Source organism: Anaerobacillus sp. ABA4_114 (assembly GCF_056159065.1).
In genome coordinates, this window is sequence record NZ_JBSWUM010000001.1 from 990170 (window position 1) to 1009307 (window position 19138).

Annotated in this window: 17 protein-coding genes; 16 read left to right on the forward strand and 1 reads right to left on the reverse strand. The window is 41.8% G+C overall.

All coding sequences use genetic code 11. The features are described from left to right. Positions 1–81 precede the first annotated feature (81 nt). The 7 genes from ACXAEY_RS04855 to ACXAEY_RS04885 all read left to right on the forward strand — a co-directional run bounded on the left by ACXAEY_RS04855 (position 82) and on the right by ACXAEY_RS04885 (position 9520). A complete protein-coding gene (locus ACXAEY_RS04855) occupies positions 82–522 on the forward strand; it encodes an Lrp/AsnC family transcriptional regulator (RefSeq protein WP_474810727.1) in 441 nt (146 codons plus the stop codon). 50 nt (positions 523–572) lie between these two features. Beyond that, positions 573–2189 (forward strand): ABC transporter substrate-binding protein, encoded by a 1617-nt coding sequence (locus tag ACXAEY_RS04860; RefSeq protein WP_474810728.1) that lies wholly within the window; start codon positions 573–575, stop codon positions 2187–2189. 35 nt (positions 2190–2224) lie between these two features. Beyond that, entirely contained in the window at positions 2225–3301 is a 1077-nt protein-coding gene (locus ACXAEY_RS04865; protein ID WP_474810729.1) for a M42 family metallopeptidase, read from the forward strand. 194 nt (positions 3302–3495) lie between these two features. Then, the gene (locus tag ACXAEY_RS04870) at positions 3496–5562 is read left to right on the forward strand and encodes a right-handed parallel beta-helix repeat-containing protein (protein ID WP_474810730.1); all 2067 of its coding nucleotides are present in this window, start codon (positions 3496–3498) and stop codon (positions 5560–5562) included. 121 nt (positions 5563–5683) lie between these two features. Continuing rightward, the gene (locus ACXAEY_RS04875; protein WP_474810731.1) at positions 5684–6052 is read left to right on the forward strand and encodes an ArsR/SmtB family transcription factor; all 369 of its coding nucleotides are present in this window, start codon (positions 5684–5686) and stop codon (positions 6050–6052) included. A gap of 26 nt (positions 6053–6078) precedes the next feature. Further along, positions 6079–8568 carry a heavy metal translocating P-type ATPase gene (locus ACXAEY_RS04880; protein WP_474810732.1) on the forward strand — a complete coding sequence of 830 codons (2490 nt, stop codon included), beginning with the start codon at positions 6079–6081 and terminating at the stop codon, positions 8566–8568. Positions 8569–8659: 91 nt separating this feature from the next. Beyond that, entirely contained in the window at positions 8660–9520 is an 861-nt protein-coding gene (locus tag ACXAEY_RS04885; protein ID WP_474810733.1) for an AraC family transcriptional regulator, read from the forward strand. A gap of 68 nt (positions 9521–9588) precedes the next feature. Here the strand turns inward: ACXAEY_RS04885 and ACXAEY_RS04890 are convergent, their stop codons facing one another. Beyond that, positions 9589–10083: a CBO0543 family protein gene (locus tag ACXAEY_RS04890; RefSeq protein ID WP_474810734.1), complete on the reverse strand. Its 495-nt coding sequence runs from the start codon at positions 10081–10083 to the stop codon at positions 9589–9591. 157 nt (positions 10084–10240) lie between these two features. Here ACXAEY_RS04890 and ACXAEY_RS04895 point away from each other — a divergent pair, with 157 nt between their 5' ends. From ACXAEY_RS04895 to rbsC, 9 genes are all read left to right on the forward strand, one after another. Next, positions 10241–10693, forward strand: coding sequence for a MarR family winged helix-turn-helix transcriptional regulator (locus tag ACXAEY_RS04895; RefSeq protein ID WP_474810735.1), 453 nt, complete (start codon positions 10241–10243; stop codon positions 10691–10693). Next, a complete protein-coding gene (locus ACXAEY_RS04900) occupies positions 10690–13089 on the forward strand; it encodes an MMPL family transporter (protein WP_474810736.1) in 2400 nt (799 codons plus the stop codon). The genes ACXAEY_RS04895 and ACXAEY_RS04900 overlap by 4 nt, the downstream gene beginning before the upstream one ends. A gap of 143 nt (positions 13090–13232) precedes the next feature. After that, positions 13233–13388, forward strand: a complete 156-nt coding sequence (locus ACXAEY_RS04905) for a hypothetical protein (RefSeq protein ID WP_474810737.1) — start codon at positions 13233–13235, stop codon at positions 13386–13388. A gap of 63 nt (positions 13389–13451) precedes the next feature. After that, positions 13452–14312, forward strand: a complete 861-nt coding sequence (locus tag ACXAEY_RS04910; protein ID WP_474810738.1) for a hypothetical protein — start codon at positions 13452–13454, stop codon at positions 14310–14312. A 119-nt stretch (positions 14313–14431) separates the two neighbouring features. Then, positions 14432–15409: a LacI family DNA-binding transcriptional regulator gene (locus ACXAEY_RS04915; protein ID WP_474814734.1), complete on the forward strand. Its 978-nt coding sequence runs from the start codon at positions 14432–14434 to the stop codon at positions 15407–15409. Positions 15410–15415: 6 nt separating this feature from the next. Beyond that, the gene (rbsK, locus tag ACXAEY_RS04920) at positions 15416–16306 is read left to right on the forward strand and encodes a ribokinase (RefSeq protein WP_474810739.1); all 891 of its coding nucleotides are present in this window, start codon (positions 15416–15418) and stop codon (positions 16304–16306) included. After that, positions 16303–16689 carry a D-ribose pyranase gene (gene rbsD / locus ACXAEY_RS04925; RefSeq protein ID WP_270179747.1) on the forward strand — a complete coding sequence of 129 codons (387 nt, stop codon included), beginning with the start codon at positions 16303–16305 and terminating at the stop codon, positions 16687–16689. Before rbsK ends, rbsD begins: the two co-directional genes overlap by 4 nt. A gap of 14 nt (positions 16690–16703) precedes the next feature. Next, positions 16704–18194 carry a sugar ABC transporter ATP-binding protein gene (locus ACXAEY_RS04930; protein ID WP_474810740.1) on the forward strand — a complete coding sequence of 497 codons (1491 nt, stop codon included), beginning with the start codon at positions 16704–16706 and terminating at the stop codon, positions 18192–18194. Then, the gene (gene rbsC / locus ACXAEY_RS04935) at positions 18187–19137 is read left to right on the forward strand and encodes a ribose ABC transporter permease RbsC (RefSeq protein ID WP_270179745.1); all 951 of its coding nucleotides are present in this window, start codon (positions 18187–18189) and stop codon (positions 19135–19137) included. The genes ACXAEY_RS04930 and rbsC overlap by 8 nt, the downstream gene beginning before the upstream one ends. Position 19138: the final 1 nt, after the last annotated feature.

Below are 19138 nucleotides of genomic sequence, written 5' to 3' on the forward strand. Positions count from 1 at the left end.
TTATTATCATTTTAGGGCATTAATTTTGCTGTTAAGTATCTTGATGGATGGAAGGATAATAAAAGTAAGGTGGTGTAAATCATGACTTTGGATGAATTAGATCGAGGGTTAGTCATTTGTTTATCACATGATGGTCGTATGTCCTTCAAAGACATTGCAGAAGAACTAGACGTTACCGAGAAAACGATCAGGTTGAGGTATAAAAAGCTAGTAGATGCAGGTGTTCTAAAAGTAGTAGGCATAGTTGACCCCGTTTCAGTAGGTGTTAAGGTTGCAGCAATCTTTCAGTTAGATGTTGAGCCTAAACGTTTGCATGACATTGTAGAAGAGATGAAAGGTTATAAAGAAGTACGCTACATCACACTAACCTCTGGTGATTATCCTCTGATGATTCAAACAAACTTACCGAATCAGGAAGATATCAGGAAAATGGTGTACAAACTATATGACATCGATGGTATACGAAAGGTTAATACAACGTATCAATTCGATATCTTCAAGAACACTCATGACATTCTTTAGTGGAAGCGAGTAAGTGTCGGCATTGCTACAAAAAATTTGGAGGGATTAGGTTGAGAAGACTACTTGGAATCCTGCTCACGATTGCAGTTGGGATGGTGCTGACTGCTTGTACAGGGGGAGACGAATCATCTACAGAATCAGGTGAAGAAGGTTCAAAAGAAGGAGGAACATTAATATTTGCTAGAGGTGCTGATTCCTTATCGCTTGATGCGATCGATGTAACTGATGGTGAATCAACCCGGGTTACGCATAATATCTATGAAACTCTTTTTAACTACGATGAAAACCTAGAATTACAGGACGGACTCGCTACTGACTATGAACTAGCAGATGATGAGTTAACGTGGACATTAACACTCCGCGAGGGAGTGAAATTCCACGATGGTACAGCTTTTAATGCGGATGCGGTCGTGTTTAACTTTGATCGATGGATGGATCCGAATCATCCTCAGCATAATGGTGACTTTACCTACTATTCCTTTTTATATGGAGGCTTCAAGGGGGACGAAGACCATAAGATTGAGCGCGTTAAAGCAATCGATGAGTATACGGTGGAGATAAAGTTGACAGAACCAACTGCACCATTTGTCAGCTACTTAGCTATCCCGATGTTTGGTATTGCAAGCCCTGCAGCTATCGAAAAGTACGGAGACAGTTATAACGAAAACCCTGTCGGTACTGGACCTTTCAAATTTGAGAGCTGGACGAGGAACGACAAGATATTACTAAGTAAGAATGAAGAGTATTATGTTGAAGACATCCCTCACCTAGATCAACTCATCTTCAGAGTCATTCCAGATAATTCTGCGCGTTTTACTGCCCTGCAAACAGGTGAAGTCGATATGATTGATGGTTTAAGCCCAGATGATGCAGACCTAGTAGAGTCAGATGGAAATCTTGATTTAGTCAAAAGACCAGGATTTAATATTGGCTACATGGCTTTCAATATGGAAAAAGCACCATTTGATGACCAAAAAGTGCGGAAGGCATTAAACTATGCGATCAATAAAGATTCGATCATCGATGCGTTCTATAATGGTATGGCTGAGAAAGCTGTAAATCCTATTCCTCCTTCACTTTGGGGGTATAACGAAGAAATCGATGGCTATACGTACGACCCAGAAAAAGCAAAACAATTACTTGCAGAAGCTGGATTACAAGAAGGTTTTACAACCGAACTATGGGCGATGAGTAATCCAAGACCTTATATGCCCCAACCTTTAAAGATTGCAGAAGCCATTCAGTCCGATTTAGCTGAAGTCGGTGTGAACGTCGAGATCAACACGTACGAGTGGGCGACGTACCTGGACAAAACGAGTAACGGTGAGCATGACATGGCACTGTTCGGTTGGACTGGTGTTATGGCTGATCCTGATAACTTCCTATTTCCTAATTTAAGTAAAACAAATGCAACAGCACCAGCAAACAATCGTGCGTTTTACAAGAACGATGAGTTTACAAATCTATTATTAGAAGCTAGAACCACATTCGATGAAGAAAAGCGGATTGAAATCTATAAAGAAGCACAGGAAATGTTTTATGATGATGCACCATGGGCGCTAATTGGACATACGACACCTCCTCTTTCAAAGCAGAAGTATGTTAAAGGTTTTGTCGCTCATCCAATGAGTGATGACGCGTTTTGGGATGTTTACTTAACGAAATAAATGTCATAAGAAGATAGAGGATAAGGAGAATTTCTATGTTTACATTGCTGAAAGAATTATGTGACACGATCGGTCCATCGGGGTACGAACAAGATGTTCAAAGGAAAATCTTATCCTTAGTCAAGGATTATGTGGATGAATACAACGTAGATTCATTAGGTAATCTGATCGTGAAAATAAATGGTACGAATGCTAATTTCCCCTCCCTTTTAATTGCTGCACATTCAGATGAGATTGGATTCGTAGTGAAGAAGATCGAACAAAATGGCTTGATCCGATTTGAACAAGTTGGAGGGTTTGATGACCGTATTCTATTATCTCAACCTGTGATGATAAAGTCTTCTAACGGTCCGGTCCACGGTGTCATCGGTACAATCTCTGCCCATTATGTGAAGTGGGACAATCCTAATCGCGTTAGTAATCATAGAGAGCTCTATATTGACGTTGGGGCATTAAATGACGAAGAAGCGATCAAAATGGGGATAAAAGTTGGTCAACCGATTAGCTATGGAACTGAATTAAAGAAGATAGGAACTGAGGAGTTTCCAAAAGTTATGGGGAAAGCGTTGGATGACAGAGCTGGATCAGCTTTATTAATCGACCTCATTCAACGGTTGAGTAAGGATTCACTTGAACATGGAGATCTCTATATGGCTTTTACCGTTCAAGAGGAAGTCGGATTAAGGGGCGCCTCTGTAGTAGCATCTAGTATTAAGCCTGATTTCGCATTAGCCATCGATACGACCCCTACTAGCGATACCAATGATGTCATCATGACCGGAACTAGAGTAGTAGGAGGTGGTCCGTGTGTGAAACTAGCTGATAAGTCACTGATTTCTCATCCACTAATAAGTAATCTCCTTGTGAAAGTTGCTCAAGAAAAAGAAATTCCATATCAGGAAGAGATTTTTATGGGGATTGGAACGGATGCAGGTGCAATTCATATGACGGGTGAAGGGGTGTCGACTGGAGCACTGTCGATCCCATCACGCTATACGCACTCACCACATGAAGTGGTGGATTTAACAGATCTATCTAACTGTGGAGAGCTGTTGCTTCATTTCATCTCCTCATTAGATGAGTTGAACGGAAAGACGTTTTTGGATTCATAATGATCAAGCGTGAAGAGTCTGTCCAAATAAAAGTGGACGGGCTCTTTTTTTATGAATTAACGGATTCTTAGGCCTGCACACAAGCATTCGAGTCCCATCGGTAATACACATGCTATAAGTGCTATTTGCCTCTATCGAGTAAGAATAACTTATAAGGCGCGTAACCGAAATTTGAAAGAAGGTGTGGAACACGAATGTTAGGGAGTGAGAATCTACCTTTAGGTTTACAAAAACTATTGGAAGAGTGGAAGAATAGTGTGAAAGATTACCATTCAGAGCTAGTAAAGATGATGGCGGACAGCTCTGGTGCATCTTCACAATCGAACGGACAAACAGCTCAAAGAACGTTACATGTACCAAAAGACTTTTCAACGATTACGAAAGCTGTAAGAAAAGCGAAGTCTGGTGATGTGATCCTCGTTTCGAACGGTACGTATTATGAGAGTATCACTGTTCCTTCTGATAAACCTTCCCTTCGTTTTATCGCAAATGGAGACAAGGTGATGCTGAATGGACAAGGGAAGCTGAAAAATGGATTCATGTTGATAGCGAATAACGTAGAAATAAAGGGATTTATAATAGAAGATTACGTGAAAGCAGCGATTGAAGTAAAAGGTGTATACGGTGTTAAACTGATCGAGAATACGATTCATGGAGTAAGTAAAGGGCACGGAATCCAATTAGATCAAGGAACATTTTCTAATTTGATCTGGAAGAATATCATCTCGAATGCGTATCAAAATGGAATTAACCTTCAATCAAAAAACGTTTGGGTTGTTGATAATGCGATCCGCCAGAGCGGGAATGGAATTCGCATCCAAACGGTAGGGAATCACATCGTTGGGAACGTCATTCAGCATAATAGGGCGAGTGGAATTCTAGAAGATGAAGGATTTAATCTTATCTATGATAACGAGATTAGTGAAAACCAGAAAGACGGAATTGAACTGCCTTCGAGTCTTGGTGGCTCAATCTCTTTAGGAAACAAAATTGAAAACAATAAGATGAACGGGCAAACGATAAAAACACCAGGCAATGTCGTGCTAGACAACGACTTCATAGGGAATGAGTTATATGGTGTCGATGTAGAAGGTAAGTTAAACGTTATCGAATTGAATAAATTGATTGAGAATATGAACGGACTTGTAGTCAATAAAAGTGCTACGAGAAACCTTGTTTATCGCAACCACTTTAAAAGTAATCGAAAGAGTGACCTCATTGTTGAAAACCCTAAAAATACGTTCCTCCAAAATCATCTAAACCACATTTCCAACCCAAAAGAAGAACCCAACTCAAAAAACGATTTGATCCATGTACCTCAGGACTATGAAACGATATCTTCGGCCGTTAATGCCGCATCGCCTGGCAGTACCATTTTAGTAGAAAACGGGGTGTATCATGAAGAGGTGTCGGTGCCAATCTCAAAGTCTGGTATCCGAATCATCGCACAAGGGAACCACGTAACCCTAGATGGTAGAAACAAATTGAAAGTTGGCTTCGACCTATCATCTAGTATTTTACTCATACAAGGATTCAAGATTGTTAATTATACTAATGCCGGAATCTACGTGAAGGGCATTGGCGTTTCGCTCGTTGAAAATGAGATTAAGAACATTATGAGTGGAAGCGGTATTGAGCTTTCCCTTGCGTTTTCTACTCTTATATGGAAAAACGAGATCGCTCATGCAAGTGATGATGGTATACGAATTAAAGCGATGAACACATGGATCGTTGATAACAGTGTCTATGCCAATGGTGGAAATGGAGTAAACTTTGAAGGGAATACCACGGTCGGTAGCACTGTAACTCAAAACCGCTTCTTTTCTAACGGTATGAATGGGATTGTGGACAACGCTGGTTTTAACTTTTTATACAACAATGAAATAAGAGGAAATAATCATGATGGTGTTTATGAAATTGCGGGGCTTGGCTCTGGAGCTATCATAGGAAACACTCTTTTATCGAATGGGTTAAACGGTGTAAGACTTGAAAATGAAGGTGATCATGTTTCAGGGAATACCATTAGATTCAACTCTGAAAGCGGCGTCTTGATTAAAGCAAATTTTCATAACGTAGAACATAACACAATTTCATTAAACAAGAGGAACGGTGTTTTACTTGAAAAAGAAGCAAATCACAATTTCTTGAGCAGAAATACGCTGTATAGGAATAGTCCTTTTGATGTAAAAGAAGAGGATAAGAATAACGCCTTCTTACAGAATGAGTGTATGAGAAGTGATCCACCAGAGATTTGTGGGTAACTCCTCTATTTATAAGAAACGCTTGAATACGAATTCAAGCGTTTTTCTATTGCTTTCAAATGAGGAAAATACTAAACTATAAACAAATAATCAAACAATCATTTGAATGAAGGTGACGAAGATGAGTGAAAAGGTAATGAAGCGAAATAAAGAGACGTGCGATACATTTTGTTATGATGAAGAACTCGTTCAACGAGTGCAGCCTGAAATAGAAAAGGTTGTAGGAGTCGAGCTGATTTTTAAAGCGCTATCAGATGCTACGAGAATGAAGATTGCATATGCCCTAACGTTAGAAAAAGAGCTGTGTGTGTGCGATGTGGCAAATATTATTGGTTCTACGACTGCCACGGCATCCCATCATCTACGGTTATTAAGAAACATGAAGTTGGCCAAATACCGCAAAGAAGGAAAGCTAGTATTTTACTCTTTAGCAGATGATCATGTGCATCAGTTGGTTTCGATTGCGATGCTACATGCTAAGCATTCTTAGATGGCTTTTGTATTGGAGGTGGAGAGATGAGTGAGCGAGAAAACCATTCAAGCTGTTGTTCAGCTGATTCAGACGTTATTGAGCTAACTGAAGCGAGTTGTTGTTCTTCCAATAACGACAGTCCTTCCTTGTCGACATGCTGTTCAAATGAGAAAAGTAAAGAAGCTGATGCGGTATCGAGCTGCTGTGATTCAGTTGAGAAGGAAGTTCAGAATCAAAAAGAGCAAGATACCGTACAGTACAAGGTGATCGGCATGGACTGTCCTTCCTGTGCCCTCACGATTGAAAAAGGATTACGAAAGACAAAAGGAATTCGTACTGTTCAAGTTTCATATGGTACAGGAAAAATGGCTGTAGGTGCCGAGTCTTCTTCTATTTATCATGAGATCCCGAGCCATGTTCGCAAACTCGGTTTTGAAGCAGAACCATTTCATCAACCGAAAAACATGCAGACATACAAGGTAGAAGGAATGGACTGCGGTTCTTGTGCGATGACGATCGAAAAACACCTTGCGAAAAATCCGAAGGTACATGAAGTAAAGGTAAACTTCTCTACAGGCAACATGCAGGTCGATCACACGACAAATCAAAAAGAGATAATAAAAGAAGTGGAACGAGCAGGTTTTACAGCTTCGTTGCAATCTTCACGTGGGGAAGAACAGGAGAAGAAAAGAAACGTTCCCGTTACCACACTATCTGGAATCTTTCTCGCTCTTGGATTTATAGGGTCATTTACGAGTCTGAACGCTGACATCATTGCAGCATTGTACGCAGTTGCCATCGTCATCGGAGGATACAAGCCTGCAAAAAGTGCTTATTACGCGATTAGAAGTGGGTCTCTCGATATGAACGTTCTCATGGCTTCAGCCGCAATTGGGGCAGCACTGATCGGTGAGTGGTTCGAAGGTGCAACTGTTGTCTGGCTCTTTGCACTAGGAAACAAATTGCAAAACAGGTCGATCGAGCGTACAAGAGATTCGATACGGAGCCTCATCAACCTATCACCTTCTGAAGCAACGGTTAAAATAGGTGATCAGCACATCCGAAAACCGGTTGAGGAAGTGAACATCAACGATGTGATCATCGTGAAACCAGGTGACAAGATCCCTCTTGATGGTGAAGTATTAACTGGCACATCTAGTATCAATCAAGCTGCGATAACAGGTGAGTCGTTACCTGTCGACAAACATAAAGGTGATACGGTATATGCAGGTACCGTTAATGAGAGCGGCTCTCTTGAGGTACGCGTAACAAAATACGTTGAAGATACTACGATAGCAAAGATTGTCCACCTTGTAGAAGAGGCACAAGAGAAAAAAGCGCCAACTCAAGCATTCGTTGATCGCTTCGCAAAAGTCTATACCCCGATCGTGTTTATACTCGCTCTCCTCGTCATGGTCGTTCCACCATTACTAGGATTTGGAGCGTGGGGAGAATGGCTCTATAAAGGCCTCGCGTTGTTAGTCGTAGCTTGTCCGTGTGCTCTCGTTATCTCTACACCCGTTGCAATCGTATCTGCAATTGGGAACGCAGCGAATAACGGTGTCTTGATCAAGGGAGGCACGTTCTTAGAAAAAGCCGGAGCGATCAAAGCGATGGCATTTGATAAGACGGGGACTCTTACAGAAGGAAAACCAAAAGTGACGCAGGTTCTTTCGCATGACGCAAATACTGAAGAGCTTCTCAGTATCGCAAGAACGATTGAAGAACATTCCACTCATCCCATTGCTCAGGCAATCATTACGTATGCAAAAGAGCGAGATATATCGATTAAAGAGGGGACTTCTTTTAAAGCTATTCCAGGGAAAGGCGCACAAGCGACGATTAACGGAATCGATTATTTTGCGGGTAATCCGAAGTTATTCGCTGAAATGAACGTTTTGTTGGATGACTATGATATCGAAACGTTACAAAGAGATGGCAACACGCTTGTTGTAGTTGGAAACGAAACGGACGTTTTAGGTGTGATCGCTGTGGCGGATACGATTCGTGACATCACCGTTCGTTCGATACAGAAGTTAAAAGAAGTCGGTTTGGAAGAAATCGTCATGCTAACCGGGGATAATTCTGGCACAGCTAAGAAAATTGCAAGCGAAACCGGAGTCGATCGGTATTTCGCAGAATTACTGCCTGAAGGAAAAGTAACATCCATTAAAGCTCTGCAAAATGAAGGGAAACGTGTTGCGATGGTTGGAGATGGTATCAATGATGCCCCTGCTCTTGCGACATCCGATCTAGGTATCGCGATGGGCGGCGCTGGAACAGACACGGCGATGGAAACAGCTGACATCGTATTGATGGCCGATAATTTGGAGAAACTCCCTTATACGATAAATTTGAGCCGCAGAGCACTGAAGATTATTAAGCAAAATATTTGGTTTTCATTAGTGACGAAAGTGGCGGCGCTCCTGCTCATTTTCCCTGGTTTCTTAACCCTGTGGATGGCAGTGTTAAGTGACACAGGTGCTGCGTTACTCGTCATTTTAAACAGCATGCGGTTGTTAAAAAAAGAATAAAACTCTTCTATAAAACCTGTCATTTCAAAGCATGGAATGACAGGTTTTTATGATAAGGTATTGCTAAAGTGTGAGTAAGGGAGTGAGTGATGTGACGTTAATCGAGTCGATGCAAAAAGGCATTGATTTTATGGAGGATCATTTGTTGGAAGAGATAACCGTACGAGATATAGCTGCAGCTGCGTATCTCTCTCCATTTCATTTTCAACGAGCCTTCACGATTTTAACCGGGACCACCTTAGCAGAATATTTGCGTAGAAGAAGGTTAACATTGGTCGCTCAGGAATTAAAAAGTAGTGACGTTAAGATCATCGACCTCGCTTATAAGTACGGCTACGATACTCCCGAGTCTTTCTCAAAAGCCTTTCGTAAACAGCATGGGGTGTCTCCAAGCGAAGCACGAAAAGTGACCGGAAAGATAACAGCTTATAACCGCCTGGTTATCCAGGTGAGTCTGAAAGGAGCGGAACCAATGCAGTACGATATTGTTGAAAAAGACGCGTTTCAAGTTGTTGGTATGAAGAAAGACATGTCTTGTGTAAACGGAGAGAATCTCACACTTATACCAAAAATGTGGGAAGAAGTGAACTCAAATGGTACCGATCAATCCCTTTTAAAGAAAAATGATGGTCATGTCAAAGGCATGCTGGGGATTTGTGTGAGCAAGAACGATCAAAAGTCCGAACAAATGGAGTATTGGATTGCTGTTGCACATGAAGGAAACAGTGCAGAGAATATGGAGACTCTTCAGATACCGAAGAGTCGATGGGCGATTTTTAGTGTTCACGGTGCGATGCCTCACGCAATGCAGAATGCCTGGAAGAAAATCTATTCAGAATGGTTCCCATCGAACGGGTACGAAAATGCTGGTGGACCAGAGCTCGAAGTGTATGCGGAAGGGAACCCGAATAGCGAAGATTACTATTCAGAAATTTGGATCCCGGTGAAATAAAAGAACTATGAAAGAACGTGAACTTATAGATGAGAGCTTTCCTATAGCTGGAAAGCTCTCATTTTCATTTACAAGTAGTTAAAGGTTAACAAGTATAGAAATGTCACGAGACAAGAAAGTACTAGCGCTGCTAGCTTATGAATATGATGAAGACGGACCATTGGGAACATTACCATCACAAATAGGATCGACCACCCGAAATGCCAACCGTTGTGATATGAAATAACATCCATCTTTGTACCGATCCATTCGATCAGTCCAAAGATTACAATCCATTTGAGTGTATAAAGTACTTGTTTTTTGATACCTGATGGATAATGAGATAAGAACACAAATGCTACCAATGGATTAATGATTAAGTTATGGACGAAGTGAACGTTCATCAAATTAAAGAAATGATCTTTGTGAAGTTCCCAAAGGTGAAAATGACTATGAGAAATAAATTCATATAAGAACGAAGCTAAGGAAATATACAACATTGATGGATAGTATGACTCCCAGTTCTTCCAATCCCCTTTCAAGATGGCGAATAGAAAGACAAGGGCAACAAGGAATAAATTCATTACATCTTCTCCTAAAGTATGCGTCATTGCTAGAGTGGTCAATAAGAGTGCGATAGATACAAGAGATTTCCTTTTTTCCAAGAATGAAAGCACTTGACATTTATATAGTTCACCCCCTAAACTATATAGAGTAATGTAGTTTAGGGGGTGAACTAAATTGGATGATCGATTAATAGAAGCAGTTGAACTCTTTGAAGATGTGATGGTGTTTGGAACTGAAAGGGTTTTGAAAAATGTCGAAGCCGACGTTTGGCAAGAGTACTCCCTCGAGCAGATCCAAGTACTTAAGCTTATAAGTAAAAACGGTGCTCTAACTGCAGGTGTCATAGCTGAACTTCAAGGGGTACATAAGAGTGCAATTTCGAATCGTTTGAAGAAACTTGAAGAAAAAGCATTGATCAAAATCGTTAAGTCAGAACAAGATCAGCGAACGAAACTCGTTGATTTAACTGAAAAAGGTACAGAAGTTTTGAAAGAATCAGATCAAGCTGTGTACGCCTACATTCATGATCTGTTCGCAAACCATGTAAAAGATGAGGAGCTAGACAATTTCTTAATTATGTTCCGAAAGATTAAGTCGATATTGAAGTTAGAGGGGGAAAGAGGATGAATGCGATCATCAAATTGAGATGGCCCATTACGATCGGACTGTTAATCGTTACGGTTCTATTGTATGTTTTAGCTCCAAATTTAACAAAGCAGGCAGAAGAAGCGGGAACGTTTCAGCTCCCTGATGATGCTGCCTCAATACGAGCGGCTGAAATTCTGAATGATGCAGGAGCGGGAGAGGAAACTATTTCGTTAGTGTATTCATTTGAGAAAACGATAGATGACTCCTTAAGGGAAGAGATTTCATCTACTGTAAAAGAAATTCAAGATCTAGGGGATCCGATCAGTTCTGTTTTGGCACCTTTTGAGAGTGAAGAACTTGAAGCACAGCTCGTCTCAGAGGACAAGAAAACTGTTCTCGTTCCCATCACTGTCGATGGCTCACAAGAAGATGTGGTCGAGCTCGCTGATACGATAAGAGCAGATATTGTAAAAGAGCAAGAATCTGTTTACCTCACTGGAGAAGCGATCATCAATCATGATGTGAACTTGAGTGCACAGGAAGGGTTAAAACGGACGGAAATCATTACAGTCGTTCTTATCTTTGCATTACTTCTAGCTGTATTCCGGTCACTTGTGACACCGATCATCCCACTTATGGCTGTTGGGATTACGTATTTGCTGAGTCAGTCGATCGTAGCATTTTTTATCGATTGGTTCGGTTTTCCTGTATCGAACTACACGCAAATTTTCCTTGTCGCCATTCTCTTTGGAATAGGGACAGATTACTGTATCTTGCTACTGAGCAGGTTTAAAGAAGAACTTGGAGCAGGACAGCCGATCAACGATGCGATCGTCCGCACTTACAAAACAGCTGGAAGAACACTCTATATAAGTGGTCTCGCTGTGTTTATCGGGTTCTTTGCGATCGGATTTGCAGACTTTCCTATCTTTAAGTCAGCGGTAGCGGTAGCAGTAGGGATTGCAGTCTTGCTACTTGTACTGAGCACCGTTATGCCATTCTTCATGGCAACGCTAAAAGAAAAACTATTCTGGCCATCAAAGAAATCTGTATCCCATAACGATAGCAAGCTTTGGGGATGGATGAGTAAGCTTTCTGTTAATCGCCCACTTCTTTCGATGGTTGTTGTTGGAGTCATCACAGTTCCACTATTGTTCACATACGATGATGCCTTATCGTTCAATACAGTTGATGAAGTAGGAAATAGCTATGAGTCTGTTAAGGGCCTGCGGGCTATTGAAGATGGGTTCGGTCAAGGAGATTCATTGCCAGTACAAGTTTTACTTTCTAGTGATGAAAAACTAGTGACAGAGAACGCTGTTCCTTATGTAGAGAAACTTAGTGCTGAACTTGTAAAGATTGAAGGAGTGGATAGCGTCCGTTCGATCACAAGACCTGCAGGTGAGGTCATCGATGAGCTTTATGCAGATTACCAGATTGGTAGAGTTGCAGAAGGCGTAAACCAGGCAGCTGATGGATTGGACGGTGCTGTACAAGGGCTAAATCAAGCTGCCCAAGCGCAGACGCCGCCTAACGCGCCGCAACAAAATCCTTTAGAAGGATTAAATCAAATTTCTGAAGGGTTACACACTGCTGGCGATCAGCTTCAGGGAATGAGTGAGAGCCAAACGATTCGTGATACGGGGTTATATATTCCAGAAGGCACTCTCGAAAACGAGGAGTTTGCACAAGTGATCGACCGATACGCATTTGGTGAGGAAACGGGAACGAAGATAGAAGTCATCTTATCGGATAACCCTTACTCACCAGAAGCGATCGATACGGTTGATCGTATTTCAGAAACGACGGATCGCGTGATCAAGGAAACGCCGCTAGAAGATGCTGAGGTTGCGATAGGCGGTGTATCGAGTATTAACCGTGATTTGAGCGACATTTCTAACAGCGATTTTACCCAAACGGTAACGATCATGTTAATCAGTTTATTTGTAGCATTAGCGATTATCTTTAGATCCTTTATCATGCCGCTCTATATGATTGGTTCGCTTTTACTCACCTACTTTACATCAGTGGCAGTTGCAGAATGGATTTTTGTGAATGGACTTGGCTACGACGGAATTAGCTGGGCTGTACCGTTCTTTGGATTCGTGATGCTGATCGCACTTGGTGTCGACTATTCGATCTTTCTATTAGATCGATTCCGTGAAGAATCAGCAAACGGCTTATCCGTTGTAGATGCGATCAAAGTCTCGATGTCTAAGATGGGTACCGTTATTATTACAGCTGCGATTATTCTAGCTGGGACGTTTGCAGCGATGGTTCCTTCAGGAGTATTGAGTCTCGTGCAGATTGCTACCATTGTAATCACTGGATTATTGTTATATGGTCTGATTGTTCTGCCATTACTCATTCCAGCTGTTACCGTGTCATTCAACAATGGCGTTTGGTGGCCGTTTCACGCTAAAAAACGTAACTAAATAGAAATCCCGTCCAATGCAATTGGGCGGGATTTTTTCTATGTGAAAGCTATAATACACAATTGCTATTGCGGTCAGGACAGCCTTTTGAAATACTTGGTAGTAGGGATTAGCAAATATTCAACAGAAAATAGGTGGAAAGTATGGAAGGTTTAGGGATACTCATCGTGATCATCATCTTCTTATGGTCCATTACCAAAACCATTACGAACGCATCAGAGAAGATTACAAATCAGCTGCAAAAACAAAATGGTTTGTTAGAAGATATAAAAGAACGGATGGATAAGAACAATCTATAGTCAAAGACGCTTGTATGTTTGTGGAAGTTATTATGAATCATGTTAATGAGGAGAGTGAACGTATTGAGTATAAGATACCGCTATTACGAAGGCCCTGAAGATTTAACGTTGCAGTATGATTTTTGGAAAAAAGTAACTTCAGATCTTCCTTATGCATGGAAGCCAACGATTTCACCCAGTCAGTTTGTCACTCAGGAGCAATTTCATCCGAAGTCTCGTGCATTCGCTTTTGATGGCGATACGTTAGTTGGGTATATGAGTTTTACTGGAAGCCGTGAGTTTGTCTCGCTTGGTTATCCGTGGGTACTCGAAGGGTATGAAGGTGATATTCAGAACGAGTTATATGATCGTGTCTACGGATTTGCTATAAGTGAAGAATTTGGGGCGAAAAAATTCGCGCAGCGTTTTCGTAGTCAGTGGAAAAAACCCATCGACTTTTTCTTATCCAAAGGGTTTGAGACAATACATACCTCACCGATAGTTGGAACAAATTTAGATGGGATAACAACAAAGCAAAACGAAGTGTTGTCCTCTCATGTTGAGGAAGGATTTCAATTCGATAAATGGGAAGGTTTAGAGCGTAGCTATAATCGTCATACTTCAGATGCAGAAATTGAAATGATGAGACAGTACTACAGTTCAGTAAACTTTGACTATGGAATCGAATATAGAATGAACGGCGAACGAGGAGGATACGCAGGAGTTGCCATCAGAGAGGATACAAACTATGCCGAGGTTATTGCAATGTCTTTACGTGATGACTTGATGGACGTATTCGAAGACGTGATGTCGTCAATTGAGCTAGAAAGTTCTCGTCTTGGAGCTAACACATTGAGCATTTCAACAGCATTTTTACCAGAAGCGTTTGCTAGAGACGGTTATGTGAAGTTAACTGAAGACGTGATGGTAATGAAGAGTGTATAAGTGGAGTGAGTTTGTAACAACGTAAAGAAAAAGGTTTAAAAAAGGATTGCAAGCGGTTCCAATAATATGTTACTTTATGTGTAACCGGTTACACATAAAGAGATCAGGGAGTGAAGAACGTGGTTACGATCAAAGATGTTGCACAAGAAGCGGGCGTTTCAGTCGCAACGGTTTCCCGTGTATTAAATGATAATGGATACGTGGGGTCCGAAACGAGAGAAAAAGTGATGAAAGCAATCACGAAATTGAAATATAGCCCGAATGAAGTGGCACGTTCTCTCTATAAACGTGAATCAAGATTGATCGGGTTGCTGCTTCCTGATATAACCAACCCATTTTTCCCACAGCTAGCAAGAGGTGTGGAGGATGAAGTGAACCGTGAAGGGTATCGGTTATTACTTGGTAATAGCGATGAAAGTATACAAAAAGAATTAGATTATATACAAACATTTGCGCAGAATAATGTCGTTGGAATGATTTCTGCAACGAATTATCTTGATCACGAGCTTTATGAAGCACTAGCTCTTCCTTTAGTTTTGTTAGACCGGACTTCAGAGGACTACCCTGCTGTTTATGCGGATGGAAGAGAAGGCGGTCGTATTGCGGCAAAAGCTTTAGTAGAAAAGGGAGCAAAACGTATCACCGTAATGAAGGGACCTTCTCATATCAAGCCAGCCCAAGATCGGTTTCGCGGGGCGATTGAGTATCTTAGTCAAGAAGAGGTTGATTTTTCAGTTATGTCGACAACGTCCTACTCTTTCGAAGATGCAAGAGGATGGGCAGAAGAGCTTTTTGATAAATATGCCGATACAGATGCGATTATCGCGAGTAACGATATTGTTGGAATTGCGATTCTTCATGAAGCGTTAAGATTAGGGAAACGAATTCCTGAAGACGTGCAGATTATCGGTTATGATGATATTCCTCAAAGCAGTCTTTCGTATCCAACACTCTCGACGATTAGACAACCAGCGTATGAAATGGGAAAACAGGCAGCTAAACTATTGATCAATATAATAAGAAAAGAGCAGGAAGTCGAACGTTCGATTCAACTTCCAGTAGAACTAATCGAACGAAACACAACGCGAAAGGGATGAAAGGGTATGAATAAAGCAAAAATCGCCGTTATCGGCAGTTCTTCAATGGACCTCGTCGTAACTTCAAAAAAGCGCCCAGGCGCTGGTGAAACGGTACTCGGTGAATCGTTTAAAACTGTACCAGGTGGAAAAGGTGCTAACCAGGCTGTTGCAGCTGCCCGACTTGGTGCAGAAGTCTATATGATCGGGCGCGTTGGAGATGATTCGTACGGTGAGGAGATCATAGCAAATTTTAAAAAGAATGGGGTTCGTACCGAGTATGTGGAACCGGTTACAGGTATAGAGTCTGGAACAGCTCACATCATCCTAGCAGAAGGTGATAACAGTATCGTAGTCGTGAAGGGTGCGAACGATTACGTTACACCTGATTATGTTGAACGAATGAGTTCCTTTCTACAAACGTGTGACCTCGTGATGATTCAACAAGAAGTTCCAGAAGAAACGGTAGCTTATGCAGCAAAACGTTGCAGCGAGATGAACGTTCCTTTGTTGCTAAACCCAGCACCAGCAAGAGAGATCTCAAATGAAGTAGTGGATTTAGCAACATATCTTACACCGAATGAACATGAATCCGCCGTGTTATTTAACGGACTACCTCCAAAAGAAGCTCTAAAAGCATTCCCAAACAAGGTATTGATTACAGAGGGAGAGCAAGGAGTTCGCTATTTTGATGGGGAAAAAGAAGTTCTTGTTCCTACGTTTAAGGTTGAAGTCGTTGATACGACTGGGGCTGGAGATACGTTCAACGCAGCGTTCGGTGTTGCGGTTGCCGAATCAAAAGAGATGCAAGAAAGTATTCGATTCGCAAATCGTGCTGCATCCCTTTCTGTAACAGGATTTGGAGCACAGGGCGGAATGCCTACTCGTGAAGAAGTAGAACGGAGGCTATCAGAATGAAGCGAAATGGAATGTTAAACAGTCACATCACAAAACTACTCGCTGACCTCGGTCACACAGATACCATCGTTGTGGCAGATGCAGGACTTCCAGTACCGAATCATGTCCAGAAGATCGACCTGTCTTTAAAAGAAGGAGTGCCCTCTTTTCTTGATGTTGTACAACTATTGAAAGAAGAAATGGTCGTTGAAAAAGTAACGCTCGCTGATGAAGTGAAACGTAACGAGCGCGTGTATGATGAGATGTCGTCTCTCTTTGAAGAGGTTGATTACACATCTCACGAATCTTTGAAGGAACAGACCAATAGGGCAAAAGCTGTTATTCGAACAGGAGAAGTTACGCCGTTTGCCAACTGCATTCTCCATGCAGGAGTAATCTTTTAAAAAGGGGTGATAACATGCAGGTCAAAATGAGCAGTATTCATAAAGCGTTTGGAAACAACAAGGTGCTAGAAGGTGTGGACATAACGATTAAAGATGGTGAAGTTCATGCCTTGATGGGTGAAAATGGAGCAGGAAAGTCAACGCTCATGAACATTTTAACAGGACTTCACTCAAAGGATCAGGGTACCATCCATATCGATGGAAAAGAAAAAGTGTTTTCAAATCCAAAGGAAGCTGAGGAATTTGGAATTGCTTTTATCCATCAAGAGCTCAATATATGGCCGGAATTAACGGTGCTCGAGAACTTATTCATCAATAAGGAACCGGTTACATCTTTAGGGATTATTCGCACGAAAAAAATGAAAGCGATTGCGAAGGAGCAGTTCGATAAGCTGTCGATTTCTATTCCACTCTCCAAGGAGGCTGGTCACTGCTCAGTTGGTGAACAGCAAATGATCGAGATCGCAAAAGCGCTTATGACTGATGCAAAGGTCATTATAATGGATGAACCAACTGCGGCATTAACCGATCGAGAAATCGAAAAGCTATTTACAGTTATCCGTTCTCTGAAAAAAGCTGGTGTGTCGATCGTCTATATCTCGCATCGAATGGAAGAGATCTTTACGATATGCGATACCATCACAGTGATGCGTGATGGTCAAACGGTAGATACGACTCCGATCCCGGAAACGAACTTCGACGATGTTGTTCGAAAAATGGTTGGACGTGAATTGACGGATCGCTTTCCTACTCGTGAAGTGAACGTAGGCGACACCGTACTCGAAGTTAAAAACCTTACTCGTAAAGGAGTATTCGAAGACGTGAGCTTTAAAGTTCAGTCAGGTGAAATCGTTGGGGTATCAGGCTTGATGGGAGCAGGACGAACGGAGATCGTACGAACGATCTTTGGACTCGATGGAAAGTATCAAGGAGAAATTTTTGTGAACGGTCAACCGGTCATCGTAAAAAGTCCTGAGCAAGCCGTGAATTTAGGACTCGGATTGATTACGGAAGATCGAAAAGAAGAAGGACTCATACTCGATTTTTCTATAAAAGATAACATCGCACTTTCAAGTCTTTTTAGTTTTACGAAGAACGGAATCATTAATGAAAAAAGTGAAAAAGACTTTGTTGATCTGTTGATCAAGCGATTGACGATCAAGACAGAATCAGCAGAGACGAGCGTTGGCAATTTATCAGGAGGAAACCAGCAGAAGGTCGTTATCGCAAAGTGGATCGGCATCGGACCAAAAGTACTGATCTTAGATGAACCAACGAGAGGGGTAGACGTTGGGGCGAAGCGCGAAATCTACCAGCTGATGAATGAGTTGACTGATAGGGGAGTTGCGATCGTGATGGTCTCATCCGAACTTCCTGAAGTGATGGGGATGAGTGATCGTATCCTAGTCGTGCACGAAGGGACGATTGCAGGAGAAGTATCAAAAGAAGAAGCATCGCAGGAAAAAATAATGACACTGGCAACAGGAGGTCACGTAAATGAGTAAACTTACTAATAACCACGTTGGAAATCTCATGCAAAAGCTCGGACCACTAGTCGGCTTGCTCGTACTTGTAGCAACCGTTTCAATAATCAACCCTAGCTTTCTTGAACCGCTAAACTTACTGAACCTGCTTAGACAGGTGGCAATCAATGCTCTTATCGCCTATGGTATGACGTTTGTCATCTTAACGGGAGGCATTGATTTATCCGTCGGATCGATCCTTGCACTGTCTAGTGCTTTGATGGCAGGTATGATGGTCTCTGGAATAGATCCCATTCTCGCAATTCTAATAGGATGTCTACTTGGAGCCGTAATGGGAATGGTGAACGGTCTTTTAATTACCAAAGGGAAAATGGCTCCGTTTATTGCAACACTTGCTACGATGACGATGTTTCGTGGTTTAACGCTCGTCTACACGGATGGAAATCCAATCACAGGACTTGGGGACAGCTACGCGTTTCAACTGTTTGGAAGAGGGTATTTCCTCGGAATTCCAGTGCCTGCAATAACGATGCTTTTGTCGTTTGCGGTTCTATGGGTTATTCTTCATAAAACCCCGTTTGGTCGTAAAACATATGCGATCGGTGGGAATGAGAAAGCAGCACTCATATCTGGTATTAAAGTATCTCGCATCAAAATTATGGTGTATTCTCTTGCTGGGCTACTATCTGCACTTGCAGGAGCGATCCTCACGTCACGTCTAAACTCTGCACAGCCAACTGCAGGTACATCATACGAATTAGATGCGATCGCGGCGGTCGTACTAGGTGGAACAAGCTTATCAGGTGGTCGAGGCTTAATTGTCGGCACGCTGATCGGCGCACTGATTATCGGTACATTGAATAATGGCTTAAACTTGCTTGGCGTTTCATCTTTCTTCCAAATGGTCGTCAAAGGTGTCGTCATCATCATCGCAGTATTAATCGATCGAAAGAAAGCAGCTTAGG